The following is a 19,488-nucleotide window of genomic DNA, read 5'->3' as shown; positions in this document are numbered from 1 at the left end:
CCGACGATGACGAAGCCGACCGTGTTCAGGTTCAGCCCGGAGATCCACGTCCAGAACGCCCCGGTGTAGTTCAACTGCTGGGCGACCAAACCCAGCAACTCCACGGTGCCGACGATCAGGGCCACGGCCACCGAGAGCCCGGTGATGGTCAGGTTGTAGTACACCTTGTGCACCGGGTTGGCGAACGCCCAGCCGTAGGCGAAGTTCATGAACGAGCCGTCGATCGTGTCGAGCAGGCTCATCCCGGCCGCGAACAGCACCGGCAGCGAGAGGATCGCGTACCAGGGCAGCCCGGCCAGCGCGCTGGTCGAGGCCAGCACCAGGAAGGCGACCTCGGTGGCGGTGTCGAAGCCGAGGCCGAAAAGCAGCCCGACCGGGTACATCTGCCACGGCTTGCGGATCGCCCGCATCACCCGGCCGAGCAGCCGGTTGATCAGGCCGCGGTTGGCCAGGTGCTCCTCCAGCGCGGCCTCGTCGAACTCGCCGCGGCGCATCGCGCGGAACACCTTGAGGATGCCCCAGAGGATCACCACGTTGACCGCCGCGATCAAGTAGAGGAAGCCGCCGGAGACCGTGGTGCCGATCAGGCCGGTGTAGTGGTGCAGCTGCGAGTTGTCGTTCTTGACCGGCCCCACGAGGGCCTTGACTCCGAGCGAGAGCAGCAGCGCGAGGCCGAAGACGATCGAGGAGTGTCCGAGGGAGAACCAGAAGCCGACGGAGAGCGGCCGCTTTCCTTCGGACATCAGCTTGCGGGTCGTGTTGTCGATCGCGGCGATGTGGTCCGCATCGAACGCGTGACGCATGCCGAGCGTGTATGCGGTCAGACCGGTTCCCACGCCGAATGCGGTATTTCCGAGCGAGTAGTGGCGTGACGCGACGGACGCGATGATGCCCCAACCGATTACGTGCAGCAGCAGGATGAAGCCGCCCATCCCGGAGAGGCGATACCACTCCGCGGGAGTAAGGGCGCTGCGTACGCGGCCTATCAGGCTCGTCCGGCGCCCAGAGGGGGCCGCTTCCACCGCGGTCACGGATTGGCTCATGAGCCCACTATTGCAAACTATTCGCATCTGCGGCTAGTAGGCAGCTTCGTGGATGACCAAGACCCGCCGGCGTCGTACGCTGAGCCGGGCGGCGGATCCCGCCGGTTCTGAACGCGGAGAAAGCGGGCTGTGGTGAGCGATTCGAGGGTGTCCGATACCCACGCGACCGACGCGACCGGTACCAACTCGACCGGTGCCAACTCAACTGGCGCTGCGTCCGGGCCGAGGCTGCGCGCGGCGGTGGCCGGGCTGCCGGCCTACAAGGCGGGCAAGGCGCCCGCTCCCGGCCAGGGGCCGTCCTACAAGCTCGCCTCGAACGAGAACCCCTACCCGCCGCTGCCCGGCGTGCTCGAAGCCGCGACCGCGGCCGCCGGAACGATCAACCGCTACCCCGACTTCGCCTCGTCCGCGCTGCTCAACGAGCTGTCGGGCTACTACGACGTGCCGGTCGAGCACTTGGCCGTCGGCACCGGTTCGGTCGGCGTCGCGCAGCAGCTGCTCCAGGTCACCGCGGGCCCGGGCGACGAGGTCGTGTACGCCTGGCGCTCCTTCGAGGCGTACCCGATCCTGGCCCAGATCGCCGGCGCGACCTCGGTCCAGGTGCCCCTGCGCGACGAGAAGCACGACCTCGACGCGATGGCCGACGCGGTCACCGAGCGCACCCGCCTGATCTTCGTCTGCACCCCGAACAACCCGACCGGCACCGTGGTGCACCGCGCCGAACTGGAGCGCTTCCTGGACCGGGTGCCCTCGGACGTGCTCGTCGTGATCGACGAGGCCTACCGCGAGTTCAACCGGGATCCCGAGGTGGTCGACGGCCTCGACCTATACCGCGATCGGGCGAATGTCTGTGTTCTTCGTACCTTCTCCAAGGCCTACGGCCTGGCCGGCCTGCGCATCGGCTTCGCGGTCGCGCAGCCGCCGGTGGCCGCCGCGCTGCGTGCCTGCGCGGTGCCCTTCGGCGTGAACCTGGTCGCGCAGGCCGCCGCGGTCGCCTCACTGCGCGCCCGCGAGGCGCTGGCCGAGCGGGTCGACGCGCTGGTCGCCGAGCGTGCCCGAGTGCTGGCCGCCCTGCGCGCCCACGGCGTCGAGGTCCCGCCCACCGAGGCCAACTTCTACTGGCTGCGGCTCGGCGACGCGACCGAGAAGTTCGCCGCGGCCTGCGAGGAGGCGGGTGTGACCGTGCGTCCGTTCGCCGGCGAGGGCGTCCGCGTCACCATCGGCGAGCCGGAGGCCAACGACCTGGCCGTCGCGGTCGCCGCGCGCTTCGCCTGAGAGAGCGCCGCAGGAGAGGGCCTGGTCTGAGAGAGCGCCGCTTGAGGGACGCGCCCGGGAGAGCGCGCCTGAGGCAGCACCAAGTCTGACCATAGTTCCGGGTGGGAAGGTGTTAAGAGTTCGCTCTTAACCCCACCGGACAAGTGTTGCGCTTCCGATTAGTCCGGTGGGCACTGTTCGACGGACGCAACCGGTCGGTAACGTGACCCTCGTCAACGCGTTCGCCGGCCGACACCCGAGGCGGCGGCGCGGCGACCCGGCAACGATCCAACCGCGCCCGGCGACCCCGGGAACACGGAGCGACCGACCGGCGACGATCGGCCGCGCACGGCGAGTGCGCGGTGCACGGCGCCGTGCCGGCCGCCTTGAGGACGCCACCGCGGAAGACCTCCGTGGTCCTCGCCGACGATGAGGAGTGAAGAACGTGACGACACGGACCCCGGCGCGCTCCCGCCGGTCCGCGCAGGCCCCGGCGCCTGATCCGGTACCCGTACCGGAGGCGGCCGCGGCCGATGGGCACGGAGCCGCAGACGAGCTCCCGCTCATCCAGTTGCTCACCCCTGAGGGTGAACGCCGAAGCCATCCGGACTATCCGCTCGACGTGGACGCCGAGCAGGCCCGCGCGCTGTACCGGGACCTGGTCCTGGTGCGCCGGGTGGACGCCGAGGGCACCGCGCTGCAGCGCCAGGGCGAGCTGGGCCTGTGGGCCTCGCTGCTCGGCCAGGAAGCGGCGCAGGTCGGGTCCGGCCGGGCGATGCGGCCGGGCGACTTCGCCTTCCCCACCTACCGGGAGCACGGCGTCGCGTGGACCCGCGGCGTCCCGCCGATCAACCTGCTGGGCATGTTCCGCGGGGTCAACAACGGCGGCTGGGACCCGAACGAGAAGAACTTCATGCTGTACACCATCGTGATCGGCTCGCAGACGCTGCACGCCGTGGGCTACGCGATGGGAATCCAGCGGGACGGCTCCGACGACGCGGTGATCGCCTACTTCGGCGACGGCGCCTCCTCGCAGGGCGACGTCAACGAGTCGTTCGTGTTCGCCGCCTCCTACAACGCCCCGGTCGTCTTCTTCTGCCAGAACAACCAGTGGGCGATCTCCGAGCCGACCGAACGGCAAAGCCGCGTGCCGCTCTTCCGCCGCGCCTCCGGGTTCGGTTTCCCCGGCATCCGCGTAGACGGCAACGACGTGTTCGCCTGCCTCGCGGTAACGCGCGCCGCTCTTGACCGCGCTCGCACCGGTAACGGCCCGACGCTGATCGAGGCGTACACGTACCGCATGGGCGCGCACACCACCTCTGACGACCCGACGCGTTACCGCGGTAACGACGAGGTCGAACTGTGGCGTACCCGCGACCCGCTCACCCGGCTGCGCACCTACCTCGTGCGCGAAGGCCAGGCCGACGACGCGTTCTTCGCCGAGGTCGAGGCCGAGGCGGACGAACTGGCCGCCGAGATCCGCGCCGGCTGCCTCGCGCTGCCGGATCCGCACCCGCTGAGCATGTTCGATTACGCGTACACCGGGCCGCACGCGCAGGTCGAGGCCGAGCGCGAACAGCTGGCCGCGTACCTCGACAGCTTCAACGACGAGGAGGTCGCCCGATGAGCCCCGCCGCGACCGCCGAAACCCCCACCGCCCCGGTCACCCTCGCCAAGGCGCTGAACAAGGGCCTGCGCCGGGCCATGGAGCAGGACCCGAAGGTCGTGCTCATGGGCGAGGACATCGGAAAGCTCGGCGGCGTGTTCCGGGTCACCGACGGCCTGCAGAAGGACTTCGGCGACGCCCGGGTCATCGACACCCCGCTGGCCGAGGCCGGCATCATCGGCACCGCGATCGGCCTGGCGCTGCGCGGCTACCGACCGGTCTGCGAGATCCAGTTCGACGGCTTCGTCTTCCCGGCCTACGACCAGATCACCACGCAGGTCGCCAAGCTCTACGCGCGTTCGCTCGGCAAAATGCGCGTGCCGATCGTCATCCGCATTCCCTACGGCGGCGGCATCGGCGCGGTCGAGCACCACTCCGAATCCCCGGAGGCGCTCTTCGCGCACACTGCGGGTCTGCGCGTCGTCGCCTGTTCGAACCCGGTCGACGGCTACTGGATGATCCAGCAGGCCATCGAGTCCGACGATCCCGTCATCTTCTTCGAACCCAAGCGCCGGTACTGGGATAAGGCGCAGCTCGACGAAACGGCCGGTCCGGTGTACCCGCTCGACAAGGCAGTCGTCGTGCGGCCGGGTACCGACCTGACTCTGGCCGCACACGGCCCGATGGTCCGCACCTGCCTCGACGCGGCACGCGCCGCCGAGGAGGAGGGCCGTTCGCTCGAGGTCATCGACCTGCGCACCATCTCCCCGCTCGACGTGGATACCGTCGTCGAATCGGTCAACCGCACCGGCCGGCTCGTGGTCGTGCACGAGGCGCCGGTCTTCTTCGGCCTCGGCGCGGAGCTGGCCGCCCAGGTGACCGACCGCTGCTTCTACCGGCTCGAGGCCCCGGTCGGCCGGGTCGGCGGCTTCCACACTCCCTATCCGCCATCCCGGATCGAGGAGACCTACCTGCCCGACCTCGACCGCGTGCTCGACGCCGTCGACCGCGCCTTCGACCACTGACGAGAGGGGAGCCGAAGCATGGCGATCAAGCAATTCCGGCTGCCCGACGTGGGCGAAGGCCTGACCGAGGCGGAGATCCTGCAATGGGTCGTCGCGGTCGGGGACGAGGTGAAGGTCAACCAGACGCTGGTGGAAATCGAGACCGCGAAGGCGGCCGTGGAGCTGCCCTCGCCGTTCGCCGGCGTGGTGCGCGAGCTGTTGGTCGAGCAGGGCAGCACGGTGGACGTCGGCACGCCGATCATCTCGATCGAGACCGCCGACGCGGAGCCGGGCGGATCCGCTCCGGCCGCCGCCGCGCCCGCGGCGAGCAACGGCTCGTCGAGTAGTGGACCGTCGCAGGGCTCGTCGGGCGGCGCGGAGGCCAAGCGCGAGCCGGTGCTCGTCGGCTACGGCGTCGCACATGGCTCCACCAAGCGCCGTTCGCGTAAGCCGGCCCCGGCGCAGGAGGCCGCTGTGGCTCCGGCGCCCGTGGTGCCGACGGCGGCTTCGGCTCCGGCCGCCCCGCCGACGCCCATCCGCGTCGAGCGGCCTGCCGCGCCCGAGCCGGTGACGACCCGTCCGACGTACGTCCTGGCCAAGCCCTTGGTGCGCAAGCTGGCCAAGGATCTCGGCGTGGACCTCACGACGATCGCTCCCGAGCGCGAAGACGGCGTGATCACCCGCGAAGAGGTGGAACGCGCCGCAGCCCGCGTGACTGCGCCGCGCGTCGGATCACACCCCATGATCCCGGCCGTGGGCGAGACTCGCCGCGTACCGATCAAGGGAGTGCGTAAGGCCACTGCGGCTGCGATGGTGTCCTCTGCGTTCACCGCTCCGCATGTGACCGAGTTCCTGACCCTCGACGTAACCCGCACGATGAAGCTCGTCGCGCGGCTCAAGGCCCTGCCCGAGTTCGCGGACGTGAAGGTCTCCCCGCTGCTCCTGATCGCCAAGGCGCTGCTGCTCGCGGTGGCCAAGCACCCGGAGGTCAACGCGTCCTGGGACGAGGCCGCGCAGGAGATCGTGATCCACGGCTCGGTGAACCTCGGCATCGCCGCGGCCACCCCGCGCGGACTGATCGTGCCCAACATCAAGGGCGCCGAGCGGCTGCCGCTGCGTGACCTCGCCGTCGCGCTCGGGCAGCTGACCGCGACCGCGCGCGAGGGCAAGACAGCGCTCGAAGACCTCACCGGCGGCACGATCACGATCACCAACGTGGGCGTCTTCGGCGTGGACACCGGCACACCGATCCTCAACCCCGGCGAGGCGGCGATCCTGGCCTTCGGCGCGATCAAGCAGCAGCCGTGGGTGGTCACCGACAAGCACGGCAAGGCGAAGATCAAGCCGCGCTGGGTCACCACGCTCGGCCTGTCCTTCGACCACCGCCTGATCGACGGGGAGCTTGGTTCCAAGTTCCTGCGCGACATTGGCCGCGTGCTGGCGGACCCGGTAGTTTCCCTGGTGTGAAGGCTGCACTGATTCAGTTCGACGTGGACCTTGGCCGCGCGCCCGAGAAGAGTCGCGAGCTGGCCGTGGCCAAGGTGCACGAAGCCGCCGAGGACGGCGCCGACCTCGTCGCGCTGCCCGAGCTGTGGCTGCACGGCGCGTTCGACCCCGAGCCATGGCACAAGGGCGCGGAGCCGCTGCACGGCGAGACCGCGCAGGTGATGCGCGAGGCGGCGATGGACTGCGGCGTCGTGCTGCACGCGGGCTCCATCGTCGAGCGGACGCCGGACGGCAAGCTGTACAACACCTCGCTTGTCTTCGACGCCGAGGGGGAGCTGCTGGCCGGCTACCGCAAGATCCACCGCTTCGGCTTCGACCAGGGCGAGGCGGCGGTGATGTCGCCGGGCGAGCAGCTGGTCAGCTTCGACCTGCTGGACCTCGACGACACGGTCATCACCAAGGTCGGCCTCGCCACCTGCTACGACGTGCGCTTCCCCGAGCTGTACCGGGGCCTGCTGGACGCCGGCGTGCAGACCGTGCTGCAGGTCGCGGCCTGGCCGGCCCGCCGGGTCCAGCACTGGCGCACACTGCTGCGGGCCCGCGCGATCGAGGACCAGGTGTTCGTGCTGGCGTGCAGCGCGGTCGGCACCCAGGCCGGGGTGGAGATGGCCGGGCATTCGATGGTGATCGATCCGTGGGGCGACATCCTGGCCGAGGGCGGCGAGGGCGAGCAGATCGTCTACGCCGAGATCGATCCCGCTCTGGTGGCCAGCACGCGGGAAAGCTTCCCCGTGCTCAAGGACCGCCGGCTGTGACGTCCCCTGGTAACGATCACGACAGTAACGATCACTCGCTCTAGTCCGATTAGAATCGAACAATGCGCAACCTCAGGCAGCCCCGCGTCCGCGCGCCGAAGCTGACCGGACGCAGCTGGATCAACACCGCGGTCGACAAGGACGGCGTGGCCGGCGAGCCGGATCTGTCCGGCCGGATCGTGCTGCTCGACTTCTGGACCTTCTGCTGCGCGAACTGCCTGCACGTGCTGGACGAGCTGCGCGAGATCGAGGCCGAGTTCGCCGGCGTGCTGGTCGTCGTCGGGGTGCACTCGCCGAAATTCGTGCACGAGGCCGACCACGACGCACTGGTCGCGGCCTGCGAGCGCTACGACGTCAGGCATCCGGTGCTCGACGACCCGGAATTGAGCACCTGGAAGGCATTCGCGGTCCGCGCGTGGCCGACCCTCAGTGTCATCGACCCGGAGGGTTATGTCGTCGCGCAAATGTCCGGCGAAGGACACGCGCACGGACTGCGTACGCTGCTGCGCGAGCTCGTCGCAGAGCACGAAGCCAAGGGCACGCTGCGTCGCGGTGACAGCCCTTATGTGCCGCCGCAGCCCGAACCGACCGCGTTGCGCTTCCCCGGCAAGGTAATCGCACTGCCCGGCGGTACGTATCTGGTGTCTGACACAGCGCACCACTCAGTGGTCGAACTCGACGCCGACGGCGAGAGCGTGCTGCGTCGCTTCGGCTCGGGTGAGCGCGGCCTGCTGGACGGCAAGGCGCAGGAGGCTCGGTTCAGCGAGCCGCAGGGCCTTTGCCTGCTCGATCAAGACACAGTGCTCGTCGCGGACTCGGTGAACCACGCCTTGCGCGCGATCAACCTGAGCACGGGCGAGGCCAGGACGCTCGCCGGAACCGGCCACCAGTGGTCCCAGGGTTCCGCGACCAGCGGCCCGGCGCGCGAGGTCGACCTTTCCTCGCCCTGGGACCTGGTGGTGGTGGACGGCCGCGTCATCATAGCCATGGCGGGCATCCACCAGGTGTGGGTCTACGATCCGGCGCACGAGACAGCATCCGTACTCGCCGGCACGACGAACGAAGGGCTCGTAGACGGTCCGCTCGACGAGGCCTGGTTCTCCCAGCCCTCCGGCTTGACCGCAGACGCCAACGGCAACGTATGGATCGCCGACTCCGAGTCCTCCGCGCTGCGTCGCCTCGACCTAAGCACCGGAACGGTCACGACGCTCGTCGGCCAGGGACTCTTCGACTTCGGGCTGCGTGACGGCGCCGCGGGCCAGGCCCTGCTGCAGCACCCGCTGGGAGTGACCGCGCTCCCGGACGGCTCCATCGCGATCAGCGATACGTACAACGGCGCGATCCGCCGGTACGACCCGGCCACCGGCCAGGTCAGCACTCTGATCACCGGGCTGCGCGAGCCCTCCGACGCGGTCCTGGCCGACGGTGACCTGCTTGTCGTCGAGTCGGCCGCACACCGCCTCACGCGCGTACGCGTACCCGACGAGGCCCTGCGCGTCGAGTCCGCGGCCTACCGCACCCAGCGTCCCGCCACCGACCTCGCGCCGGGCGAGCTGGAGCTGTCCGTGGTCTTCGAACCCCCGGCGGGCCAGAAGCTCGACGAGCGCTACGGTCCGTCCACCCAACTCGTCGTCTCCGCCTCCCCGCCGGAATTCCTCCGCTCCGGAGCGGGCCGGGACACGCCGCTGCGCCGCACGCTCGTCCTCAACGAGGCGCTGGAATCAGGCGTCTTGCACGTCTCCGTCAAGGCAGCCTCCTGCGACGAACCGCCGGAGGGGGCCGAAGACGACGAGGAGTTCTTCCCCGCCTGCCACGTCCACCAGCAGGACTGGGGGATCCCGGTCCGGCTCGCACCCGGCGCGCCGAACCGGCTCCCCCTGATCCTGCGCGGAACAGAGGCCTGAGACTAGCTCAGGCCTCTGCGCTGGCCCGCCAATGTCCTGATGGTCAGTTCAGCCGCAGAAAGGCGGCGAGCGCGGCGGTGAGACGCCACGGATCGTCGGCGCCGCACAGCTCGCGGATCGAGTGCATCGAGAGCGCCGGGACGCCGATGTCGAAGGTCGCGATGCCCAGCCGCGAGGACGCGATCGGGCCGATGGTGCTGCCGCAGGGCTGGTCGTTGCGGGAGACGAAGGTCTGCCACGGTACGTCGGCCGCCTCGCAGGCGCGGGCCCAGACGGCGCGGGTCGCTCCGTCCGTGGCATAGCGCTGATTCACGTTCACCTTCAGCACCGGGCCGCCGTTGGCCAGCGGCCGGTGGCCGGAGTCGTGCTTCTCCGGGTAGTTCGGGTGCACCGCGTGCGCCAGGTCGGAGGAGGCCATGACAGAGCCGGCATACGCCCGGGCGCGCGCGTCCACCCCACCGCCGCGGGCCTCCACGACGCGTTCGAGGACTGACTCGAGGAACGGGCCGGCCGCTCCGGTGGTGGAGACCGAGCCGTTCTCCTCGTGGTCCATCGCCGCCAGCATCGGGATCGGGCCGTCGCCGGCTGCGTTCCCTGAAGTCGTGGCTTCCACGGCGGCGAGCAGCGCCGTGACGCTGGCGTGCACGGACAGCAGGTTGTCCAGCCGCGGGGCCGCGATCAGCTCGCGGTCGCGGCCGAGATAGGCCGGCGGGGCCACGTCGTGCAACATCAGGTCCCAGCCGAGCACATCGTCCGCCGCGATGCCGAGCTCCTGCGCCACGAACTCGATCAGCTCGCCCTCGTCCGGCTCGCCGAGCCCCCACACCGGGGTCAGGTGCATCTGCGGGTTCAGCTTGACGCCGTCGCCGTTCACCCCGCGGTCGAGGTGGATCGCCAGCTGCGGCACGCGCAGCAGCGGCCGGTCGACGCGCACCAGCCGCTCCGAGCCGTCGCGCAGCACCAGCCGCCCGGCCAGGCCCAGGTCGCGGTCCAGCCAGCTGTTGTAGAGCGGCCCGCCGTACACCTCCACCGCAACCTGCCGCCAGCCCAGCATGCCGGTGTCCGGCACCGGCTTGACCCGCAGGTTCGGGGAGTCGGTGTGCGAGCCGATGATCCGGAAGGGCCGCGAAGGCTCCGCGTCCTCGGGCAGGTACCAGGCCACCAACGCGCCGCCGCGGATCACGTACTGGCCGCCAGGCTGCGCATCCCAGGCAGCCGTCTCGGACAGCTGCCGGAAACCGCCCTTGTCCAGCAGCGCCGCCGCCTCGGCCACCGCGTGATAGGGGGTCGGGGACGCGGCGAGGTACGTCAGCAGGTTGTCGGTGTACGCGCGGTCGAACTGTGCCATGCCGCCCAGCTTACGGGCCCGTGCCGACGAGGAGATGCGGGGACTGTCTCACGGTCGGCGGCGAGGCACGCGGCGGCGGTCAGAACGGAGCCGGCAGCAGCAGTTCGACATTCCGGTCGGTCAGGGTGCCGCGCCGTCCGTCCGCCCCCGGCACCGAGCGCGTCCGCGACTGCCAGTCGTTAAGGCCGAGCTCCCGGGAGAGCGAGGCCAGGGCGATCGTCGAGCCGAGGTCGTACTTCGCCTCCGGACCGCCGGGCACAGCGGTCGGCGCCGCATGATCGATGATCGTCCCGAAGACCGACAGCGTCCGGTCGCCGTTGTCTACCAACTCCACCAGCCGTGCCTGCTGCGGCCAGTCCACGTGCGAGGCCGTGTTCAGCTCCCAGAAGCCACCGGGAATCGGCGACTCCGGATGCCGACGATGCGGTAGGACGCCGTTGACGTGCGTGTGGCCGTTAACCCACAGCACCACGTTCGGGAACCGCAGCAACAGGTCACGTACCGCGTGGCCGAGTACCCGGTGCTCTCCAGGCTCGCTGAGCCAATTGCCCATCGTCTCGGCGGTGTGGTGGCTGAAGACGACGACAAGCCGGTCCACGCCCGCGCCGCGTACCAACTCGCCTTCCTCCGACAGATACTGCGTCGCGGCCGCGAACAGCTCGCTCTCCAGCCACAGGTACTGCTTCTCGTCCAGCGAACCGTCCGCGCCGCCGTTCGGATTGACCGTGTCGAGCACCAGGCAGCGCACCGGGCCTGCATCGAAGCCGTAGTAGGCCGTGTTCTCCGCGACGTTCTCGTGCGTGAAGCCGTGGCCGTCCGGCACACCGGTCGTCTTGAAGTGCTCCCGCACCATCCCGGCGCGATCCAGCAGCCGACGATCAGGGTCCGCCGACACGGTACGGAAGTCCCCTGCGATCAGCTGCTCGACCGCGTGCCGCGAGGCCCGCGCGATATCGATCGCCAGATGCACCAAATCAGTGCCCGTGGGCAACTCCACGGCCTTATGGGTGCTCGTCGCGTACTCAGAGCTCTCCGGGATGTGCGGCAGATTGCCCTGGATCAGCGCGTCGTGGTTCCCGTATGCCGAATACCAGGGCAGCGGCGTCCCGGCCGCAGTCCGCAATCCCTGCGCGTCGAACGGCCTACGTGACGCATCCAGCAGCCCCGGTACCGTCGGGAAGCCGTGCAGCGAACGCGGCAGATCATCGACGCCGCCCGGAGGCGTCCCCTCCGGATGCCAATAGCGCGTGTCGTATTTGACCCAGTCGGCTACGCCCTCGTACTTGCCCGGGTCGCCGGAGTCCGGGCGGATCGAGCCGCCATCGAGCACGTCGATGAACCATCGGGTCTCGTTGTACTGCGCGTTGTCCGCGTTGTCGCCGGTCGCGACCGCGAAGGCCAGCGGCGCCCCGAAGGCCGGTCCGACGCCGATCTCGTTGATGCGCTGCACCATCGCGTCCGCGACCTGCACGCTCAGCATCTCGTTCGAGCGGTACGCCCCGCTCAGATTGGCCAGGCCGGTGAAGCGCGACCCGGGATCGTTGTAGCGGTCGAGGAATTCGACCCGCGCAGGGGACTGATCGTCCACCATGTGAATGTCCGTCAGATGGGCGAAGGCGACGATCGGCGTGCGCTTCGCGGTCCCCAGGGCGGTCGTGACCGTCGTCTTCACGGGACGGCTCGCGAGCTCCTCGCGCAGCAGATACGGCTCGCCCGGCGCCGACACGATCGGCCGGTACCCGCCCTGTCCGGCCGCGCCGGCCAGCAGCGTCTCGGCGAGGGTGGTGCCCTGTGGCGCGGCCGGGCTGAAGCCCGTGTCGGCCACCGCGACCAACGGGAGAGAGGGGTCCGCCGGATTCCGGACGAACAGGCCGATGAGCATCTTGAAGAAGCGCCGCAGCAGTCGCACCACGGCGGGCACTGTACGCGGAGAACCAGGTCCCGCGGAAGGAGCTCATCCCTTCCGGGGACCCGGCCCGCACAGCCCGATCACCAATCCGACCGGGCGTTCGTAACGCACTGACCGGACCGGTGCCGCCTCAGGGAGGACTAAAAAGCCTCCTCGGGCACGTCCATCAGCGCGTTGTCAGTGGCCTCCACGACCGCGCGCCGGGCGGCGAGCAGCGGAAGGATGTGACGGGCGAACCAGCTCGCCGCGGCGACCTTGCCAGTGTAGAACGGCACGTCCTTGGCTGACGCGTCAGCGCTCTTCGCCAGCGCGACCGCGGCCTGCCGCAGCAGCAGCCAGCCGACCACCAGGTCGCCGACCGAGTACAGGAAGTCGGTGGTGGACTGGCCGACCACGTGGATCTCGCGCGCGTCCTCCAGCGCCTTGGCCGCCTGGCCGAACATCGTGTTCGCCATCGACTCGACCTCGCCGAGCGCGTTCGCCAGCAGGTCGCGCTCCTTCGCCAGCCGCTCGCCGCCGGTGTGCGCGTCGAGGAAGGCCTGGATCTCGGACTTCAGGTGGGTGAGCGCCTGGCCCTGGTCCCTGACGATCTTGCGGAAGAACAGGTCCATGCCCTGGATCGCGGTGGTGCCCTCGTACAGGGTGTCGATCTTGGCGTCCCGGATGTACTGCTCGATCGGGTAGTCCTGCAGGTAGCCGGAGCCGCCGAAGATCTGCAGCGACTGCGCCAGCTGCTCGTAGGACTTCTCCGAGCCGTAGCCCTTGACGATCGGCAGCAGGAAGTCGTTGATCCGCTCGGCCAGCTCGTCCTTGCCGCCGGTCAGCCGGGCCGCGTACACCCGGTCCTGCCAGCTCGCGGTGTAGAAGACCAGGGCGCGCATGCCCTCCGCGTACGCCTTCTGCTGCATCAGCAGCCGGCGCACGTCGGCGTGGTGGGTGATGGTGACCCGCGGCGCGTTCTTGTTCGTCGCCTCCGGCAGGTCGGGGCCCTGGACCCGGGTCTTGGCGTACTCCAGCGCGTTGAGGTAGCCGGTCGAGAGGGTGGCGATGGCCTTGGTGCCGACCATCATCCGCGCCATCTCGATGATGTTGAACATCTGCGCGATGCCGTCGTGCACCTCGCCCACCAGCCAGCCCTTGGCCGGGCGGTCGGCGCCGAAGGTCAGCTCGCAGGTGGTCGAGACCTTCAGGCCCATCTTGTGCTCGACGTTGGTGACGTACACGCCGTTGCGCTCGCCCAGCTCGCCGGAGTCCCAGTCGAACAGGTACTTCGGCACGATGAACAGCGACAGCCCCTTGGTGCCCGGGCCGTGGCCCTCGGGCCGGGCCAGCACCAGGTGGATGATGTTCTCGGACAGGTCGTGGTCGCCGCTGGTGATGAACCGCTTGACGCCCTCGATGTGCCAGGAGCCGTCCGCCTGCTTGATCGCCTTGGTGCGGCCGGCGCCGACGTCCGAGCCGGCGTCCGGCTCGGTGAGCACCATGGTCGCGCCCCACAGCCGGTCCGCCATCAGCTTGGCGATCTTGCGCTGCTCGTCGGTGCCGAGCTCCCAGACCACCCGGCCGAAGTCGGTGCCCGCGGCGTAGATCCACACCGCCGGGTTGGCCCCGAGCACCAGTTCGCCGGTGGCCCAGCGCAGCGACGGCGGGCAGAGCGTGCCGCCCATCTCCTCGGGCAGGCCGAGGCGCCAGTACTCGGTGTCCATGTACGCCTTGAACGAGCGCTTGAAGGACTCGGGCAGGGTGGCCGAGTGCTCGGACGGGTCGAAGTCCGGCGGGTTGCGATCGGCGTCGGCGAAGGACTCGGCCAGCTCCGTGACGGCGAGGCGTTCGAGTTCGCCCAGGATCGTGCGCGCGGTCTCCACGTCTATTTCGGGATACGCGGCGGAGCCGTAATGGTTCCCCGAGTCGAACACCTCGAAGAGGTTGAACTCGATGTCACGGAGGTTGGACTTGTAGTGCCCCATCGGGTGGTCCTTTACGTCCTCGGCTACCTGCGAGTAGAACTGTGCGGTAACTTCATGATGCTACTCATGGGTAACTTCCCGCAAGCTTGCACGGTGACTTGGATGGTGCCCGCGGCACCTAGTGGCCCGCTACGCTCGTGGGTTGTGTACGGCTATAACGGTGACGATTCCGGCGGCGGCCAGGTGCTCCAGCCGTCGCTCGCGGACGCGGTCCGCGCCTTCGCCTCGGGCGCGATCAGCCCGGAGGACTTCCACGCCGTCTTCACGACCTGCAAGGTGTACTGCCCGCGCGGGGAGCGGCCCGGCTTCCTCGCGCTGCACGACACCCCGCAGCCGGTGATCCCGATGTTCTCCTCCCTGGTCGAGCTGCGCCGATACTCGGGCGAGGAGTCGCGTTACTTCACCGTCACCGGCGCCGAGGTGCTGGACCTGCTGCCGACCGGTTACGGCATCGTGCTCGACCTCGAGGGCGAGCACCGGGTCGTGTTCGACGCGCAGGCGATCGAGCAGATGATCGACTACACGATGAAGCGGATGTACGGCTAAGCCGAGCTCTAGTCACGGTGCACTTGCGGCGTTACTGTCCTGACATCGCATCAGCTGTACTGGGGGATCACTCATGCCGCTCGGCCCTGGCTCCTTCCTCGACGAACCCGCGCTCATCACCGAGCTGGTGAAGCGGCATCTCGGCCACACTCCCCGAGCCACCGCGGTCGAGTGCGGGGAGCACCGGCTGACCTGGCGTGAGCTGGACGCCAGGATCCGGCACGTGGCCTGCGGCCTGCGCGCCTCGATGGTGCGGCCGGGCGAGCGGTTCGCGGTGCTGTCGCACAACCATCCGGCCTGCCTTGAGGCGCTGTTCGCGGCCGCGCTGACCGGCACCACCGCGGTGATCCTCAACTGGCGGCTGCCGGACGACGTGATCATCGGGATCCTGCGCCGCGAGCAGGTGAAGCTGCTGTTCGTCGGCTCCGACTTCGCCGAGCTGCTGGAGCGCATCCGCCCCGAGCTCGACGAGCTGGACACCGTGGTCATGGTCGGTCCGCCGAGCGACAACCCGCACGGCACCGACGACTACGAGCTCTGGCTGGAGCTGCACGAGACCGGCGAGGGGATGTACGAGGCCGCGAAGCATCGGCCGCACGTCGACGACCCGGTGCTTCAGGTGCACAGCGGCGACGATCACGAGCACGTGGCCTTCACGCACCGGGCGCTGCACCTCGGCGTCGCAGAAGTGACCCCGGAGCCGGGAGAGACGAAGGTCGTCGCCGATCCGCTGTTCCAGGTCCGCGGCATGCTGCACGCGCTGCACGGCATCAGGTATGGCGCGCGGACCGTACTCGTCCGTACGTGACCTTCTAGCTGAGCGGTTACCGCATGTCGCCGGTACGTAAGGCGCCGACACGCGGTCATGCGACGTATGCGTGGTAGTACGTCAATCGCGGCATATGTTGTCGATCATGGCACTGCGATCCACGAAGGCCCGCTGGTGCACGGCGGCTGCGGCGGTGTGCGCAGTCGTCTGCCTCTCGTTACCGTCCGCATTCGCCGAAGACCGCCTGGCCGCCGCTACCTCGGCGCGTACGCAGGCTAGACCGCCCGCCGATCAAGCCGCGCTTCCCGACTTCTCCGGGCTGCCTGCCGTCTCCGGCCTACCCGACCTCGGCGGACTGACCACCAGCGCACTCATGCCTGACTTGTTCGTCTCCTCCTCCGCCTTCAAATACATCAAGCGCACCCAGTCGCGGATTTACACCGGCAACGGGTTCGATGCGTGTACCGCACCCCCTCTGCGCGCGATGACGGCATGGCAGAAGTCCTCGGGGTACCACGCCCTCGGCATCTATATCGGCGGTCTGAATCGCGCTTGCGCTCAAAGCAACCTCACCGCGAGCTGGGTCAGCTCCGTCGTGCGCATGGGCTGGCATCTCGCGCCGGTCTACGTCGGACGCCAGGCGCCGTGCTCCCGGCTGCCACACCTCAAGCTGATCGATCCGAAGACCGCCACCGCGCAGGCCGTCGACGCCGCGGACGACGCCGCCAACCGCGCCGCGGCCCTCGGCATCGCCCGCGGCAGCGCGATCTACTTCGACCTGGAGAGTTACCCCCGCAAGAACGCCGCCTGCACGAATACCGCCCTGAGCTACCTGGGCACATGGACGCAGCGGATGCACGCGCACGGCTATCTCGCCGGGTTCTACTCTTCCGCGGGCTCCGGCATTACCGATCTGGTCGCGGCAGGGTTACCCGGCCATGTCCTCCCTGACGCGCTGTGGATCGCACGCTGGGACAACAAATCCACGGTCCAGGATGCTGCGGTACCGAGTCGCGCATGGACGCCGCATCAGCGCATCAAGCAGTTCGCCGGCGCGCATAAGGAGTCGTACGGCGGCGTCGCGTTGAACGTCGACAAGGACTTCCTGGACGGACCGGTCGCGCGACTGCGGTAGCGAAGGAAAGCGCTGCTGTGCAGCACAACGGCGCGCGGTGATCATGGATCAACCTCGCGCGCCGTTCTACCTGCTTGTGCCTGCTGACTTAGTGCGTGCTCGCGACCGTACGTACGCCTACCAGGCGCGGCCTGGGTCCTGACGCCCGCCGGCGGGCCGTCCCTGCGGAGGCCGGCCGTTGCTGTACTCATCACGCTCCGGGCGGCGCTGCGGGGGCGGGCCACCGCGGAAGAAGTCGCCGCGCGGGTCAGGGTTCTCGTATCCGGGCTGACGCGGCGGCGGACCGCCGGCCGGGCGCCCGCGTCCCGGGTCGTACCCGCCGGGCCGGTCCCAGTTGCCCGACTGTCCGGGCTGGCCCATCGGTGGCCGACCGCCCGGCATGGCGCCGCCTTGGCCGCGCGGCGCGCCGAAGCCCGGGCCCGCCGGGCCGGGACGGCCCGACGCGGACGGCGGAAGCGCGGCAAGGCCTGCGGGCATCGGCCCGGAGGGCCGCGGAACGGCGCCGAGGGACGATCCAGGCGCCGTCATCTCCGGAGTGATCTGCGGGAGCAGGGTCGTCGCCGCGGCATATGCGGGCTCGTACGGGGACGGCGCGGGCGCCGGGGTGGCGGCGTACGGGTCCGTGCCGTACGAGCCGCTGTCGTAGGGCCCACCGCCGAGCGAGGACGACGAACCGATGGCGCCGAGCGTCGACGCCCCCAGAGGCGTCGACGAGCTCTGAGAGGGCGCCGGGGGCAGCGTGGTGAGGGACATGCCCAGCGGGTCGTCCTCAATCGCTTTTCGAGCCAGCTCGCCTACCGTGAGCGCCAGCTCGGTCGCCAGGTCGAGGGCACGCGGCGTGCGCGCGTTCTCCCGCATCCACCAGCACACGATCTGCACGATCGAGCCGGCCGCGTGCGGGCACAGAATGATGGCCGAGCGGATAGGCACCGGATGCGGCGTCCCGCTGTTGAGCCGGTACCAGACGCCGTCGCGAAACCCGATGGCAGCCTGCCCCACCGAATCCGGCAGAACCACCTGGAACTGCCGCTCGAAGTCGCGCACCGACTGGTCATAAGGGGGAAGACTCATCGGGTCTCTCCCGGAACACGGCTCACGGACAGCATCATGAATCCGCCTAGGCGTCGCAGCGGTTGGGAAGTTGCTCGGAGTGCAGCGCGCCGAACATGCACCGAAGGTACTGAACAAGTGCCGTTTCCAACAGTCCTGCAGGGTACGACGTTGTCGCCGCTCCCCGGTGCTGTTCCTCGCAGAGCGCCCTAAACAGGGACATACTGAAAGTAAATTCGAGGTAAGAGATACTTCGGAGTGTTGCGCCCCATGATCGTCCCGTGTACGGGCTAGCCGCGCGACGCGTTCGGCTCTACGCTCCAGCGCACCGGTTTCCGAAGATGTACAGCAAGACGCCGAATCCGTGAGACAGGGTGGTACCGCGGTGCGATCCACGATGCAGGATGTACAGCTGTCGATTTCCTCCATCCTGCGTTACGGCGCCATGGCGCACGCACGCGCCGAGGTGTTGACGTATACCGGCTCGGGATTCCGTTCAGCCACCTTCGCCGAGGTCGCGCAGCGGGCCGCTCAACTGGCCCACGGCCTGCGGGAACGCCTTGGCATCACGGGCGATCAGCGCGTCGGCACCTTCATGTGGAACACGCAGGAGCACGTCGAGGCGTACCTCGCGGTCCCGTCCATGGGCGCCGTCATTCATACGATCAACATCCGGCTGTTCCCAGAGCAGATCGCCTACATCATTCAGCACGCCGACGACCGCGTCGTGATCGTCGACGACACCCTCGTCCCGCTGCTCGCCAAGCTCGCCGACCGGCTGCCGACCGTGGAGCACGTCGTCGTGGTCGGGGACGCCGACACGGACACCTCAGCGCTCACCGGCGCCGGTAAGTCAGTGATCGGCTACGAGGAACTGCTGGCCGGACAGCCGACCACCTTCGACTGGCCCGAGCTGGACGAGCGCGACGGCGCCGCGATGTGCTACACGTCCGGAACCACGGGCAACCCGAAGGGCGTCGTCTACAGCCACCGGTCGATCTACCTGCACTCCCTGGAGGTCTGCTCGCCGACCGGCTTCAGCCTCGACGACGCGCAGCGGGTGCTGGAGATCGTGCCGATGTTCCACGCGATGGCCTGGGGCCTGCCCTACGGCTGCTTCCTGTCCGGCTCGTCCATGGTGATGCCCGGCCGGTTCCTGCAGGCCGCGCCGCTGGTCGCGATGATCCGCGAGGCCGGGGTCACCTTCGCCGGCGCCGTGCCGACCATCTGGTCGGATGTGCTGACCGAGCTGGACCGCACCGGCGCCGAGCTGCCCACCCTGTCCCGCGCGGTGGTCGGCGGTTCCGCGTGCCCGCCGTCTCTGATCTCGGCTTTCGAAGAGCGGCACGGCGTGCAGATCATCCACGCCTGGGGCATGACAGAGCTCTCACCGCTCGGCACCGTCGCGCACCCGCCGGCCGCCTCGGAGGGCGAGCAGCGGTTCCGCTACCGGTGCAGCCAGGGCCGCTTCCCGTCGCTCGTCGAGGCGAGGCTGATCGGCGCGGACGGCGAGATCGTCCCGCACGACGGCGAGTCGGTCGGTGAGCTCGAGGTGCGCGGACCGTGGGTCACCGGCTCCTACCACCACGACGACGACCCGGCGAAGTTCCGCGACGGCTGGCTGCGCACCGGCGACGTCGGCACGATCACGCCCGAGGGCTACCTCAACCTGACGGATCGAGAGAAGGACGT

Annotated in this window: 15 protein-coding genes; 10 read left to right on the top strand and 5 right to left on the bottom strand. The window is 69.4% G+C overall.

Features of this window, described 5'->3' with window-relative positions:
- A partial coding sequence (nicT, locus tag VFB40_RS22605) for a Nickel transporter NicT (protein WP_324853875.1) occupies positions 1-1,043 on the bottom strand: 1,043 nt, incomplete at its 3' end.
- 228 nt (positions 1,044-1,271) lie between these two features.
- On the opposite strand from nicT, the gene hisC reads away from it, so the two are divergent.
- From hisC to VFB40_RS22575, 6 genes are all read left to right on the top strand, one after another.
- Positions 1,272-2,318: a histidinol-phosphate transaminase gene (gene hisC, locus VFB40_RS22600; RefSeq protein ID WP_349261595.1), complete on the top strand. Its 1,047-nt coding sequence runs from the start codon at positions 1,272-1,274 to the stop codon at positions 2,316-2,318.
- Between the two features lie 415 nt (positions 2,319-2,733).
- Positions 2,734-3,924, top strand: a complete 1,191-nt coding sequence (gene pdhA, locus VFB40_RS22595) for a pyruvate dehydrogenase (acetyl-transferring) E1 component subunit alpha (protein ID WP_414642131.1) — start codon at positions 2,734-2,736, stop codon at positions 3,922-3,924.
- Positions 3,921-4,928 carry an alpha-ketoacid dehydrogenase subunit beta gene (locus VFB40_RS22590; RefSeq protein WP_324853868.1) on the top strand — a complete coding sequence of 336 codons (1,008 nt, stop codon included), beginning with the start codon at positions 3,921-3,923 and terminating at the stop codon, positions 4,926-4,928. Before pdhA ends, VFB40_RS22590 begins: the two co-directional genes overlap by 4 nt.
- Before the next feature lie 18 nt (positions 4,929-4,946).
- Positions 4,947-6,374 carry a dihydrolipoamide acetyltransferase family protein gene (locus VFB40_RS22585; protein ID WP_324853866.1) on the top strand — a complete coding sequence of 476 codons (1,428 nt, stop codon included), beginning with the start codon at positions 4,947-4,949 and terminating at the stop codon, positions 6,372-6,374.
- Positions 6,371-7,168 carry a carbon-nitrogen family hydrolase gene (locus tag VFB40_RS22580; RefSeq protein ID WP_324853864.1) on the top strand — a complete coding sequence of 266 codons (798 nt, stop codon included), beginning with the start codon at positions 6,371-6,373 and terminating at the stop codon, positions 7,166-7,168. The genes VFB40_RS22585 and VFB40_RS22580 overlap by 4 nt, the downstream gene beginning before the upstream one ends.
- Positions 7,169-7,230: 62 nt before the next feature.
- The gene (locus VFB40_RS22575; protein ID WP_324853862.1) at positions 7,231-9,072 is read left to right on the top strand and encodes an NHL domain-containing thioredoxin family protein; all 1,842 of its coding nucleotides are present in this window, start codon (positions 7,231-7,233) and stop codon (positions 9,070-9,072) included.
- Between the two features lie 43 nt (positions 9,073-9,115).
- Here VFB40_RS22575 and VFB40_RS22570 read toward each other — a convergent pair whose 3' ends face one another.
- From VFB40_RS22570 to VFB40_RS22560, 3 genes are all read right to left on the bottom strand, one after another.
- The gene (locus VFB40_RS22570; protein WP_324853860.1) at positions 9,116-10,420 is read right to left on the bottom strand and encodes a M18 family aminopeptidase; all 1,305 of its coding nucleotides are present in this window, start codon (positions 10,418-10,420) and stop codon (positions 9,116-9,118) included.
- Between the two features lie 79 nt (positions 10,421-10,499).
- Positions 10,500-12,332 carry a TIGR03767 family metallophosphoesterase gene (locus tag VFB40_RS22565; protein ID WP_324853858.1) on the bottom strand — a complete coding sequence of 611 codons (1,833 nt, stop codon included), beginning with the start codon at positions 12,330-12,332 and terminating at the stop codon, positions 10,500-10,502.
- A gap of 137 nt (positions 12,333-12,469) precedes the next feature.
- The gene (locus tag VFB40_RS22560; protein ID WP_324853856.1) at positions 12,470-14,296 is read right to left on the bottom strand and encodes an acyl-CoA dehydrogenase; all 1,827 of its coding nucleotides are present in this window, start codon (positions 14,294-14,296) and stop codon (positions 12,470-12,472) included.
- A 144-nt stretch (positions 14,297-14,440) separates the two neighbouring features.
- Between VFB40_RS22560 and VFB40_RS22555 the strand changes: the two genes are divergently transcribed.
- The 3 genes from VFB40_RS22555 to VFB40_RS22545 all read left to right on the top strand — a co-directional run bounded on the left by VFB40_RS22555 (position 14,441) and on the right by VFB40_RS22545 (position 16,746).
- Positions 14,441-14,842: an SseB family protein gene (locus VFB40_RS22555; RefSeq protein ID WP_324839406.1), complete on the top strand. Its 402-nt coding sequence runs from the start codon at positions 14,441-14,443 to the stop codon at positions 14,840-14,842.
- A 73-nt stretch (positions 14,843-14,915) separates the two neighbouring features.
- Positions 14,916-15,650, top strand: coding sequence for an AMP-binding protein (locus tag VFB40_RS22550; protein ID WP_324853854.1), 735 nt, complete (start codon positions 14,916-14,918; stop codon positions 15,648-15,650).
- Positions 15,651-15,756: 106 nt separating this feature from the next.
- Positions 15,757-16,746 (top strand): DUF1906 domain-containing protein, encoded by a 990-nt coding sequence (locus tag VFB40_RS22545; protein ID WP_324853852.1) that lies wholly within the window; start codon positions 15,757-15,759, stop codon positions 16,744-16,746.
- A gap of 117 nt (positions 16,747-16,863) precedes the next feature.
- Here the strand turns inward: VFB40_RS22545 and VFB40_RS22540 are convergent, their stop codons facing one another.
- Complete coding sequence (locus tag VFB40_RS22540; RefSeq protein ID WP_324853850.1) at positions 16,864-17,817, bottom strand: hypothetical protein; 954 nt, start codon at positions 17,815-17,817, stop codon at positions 16,864-16,866.
- A 364-nt stretch (positions 17,818-18,181) separates the two neighbouring features.
- Here VFB40_RS22540 and VFB40_RS22535 point away from each other — a divergent pair.
- On the top strand, positions 18,182-19,488 hold a 1,307-nt coding region (locus VFB40_RS22535; RefSeq protein ID WP_324853847.1), incomplete at its 3' end, for a long-chain-fatty-acid--CoA ligase.

The sequence above is a fragment of the Actinocrinis sp. genome (genome assembly GCF_035650855.1).
Lineage (GTDB): Bacteria > Actinomycetota > Actinomycetes > Streptomycetales > Catenulisporaceae > Actinocrinis.
This window is presented reverse-complemented; position numbering and strand designations above follow the sequence as displayed.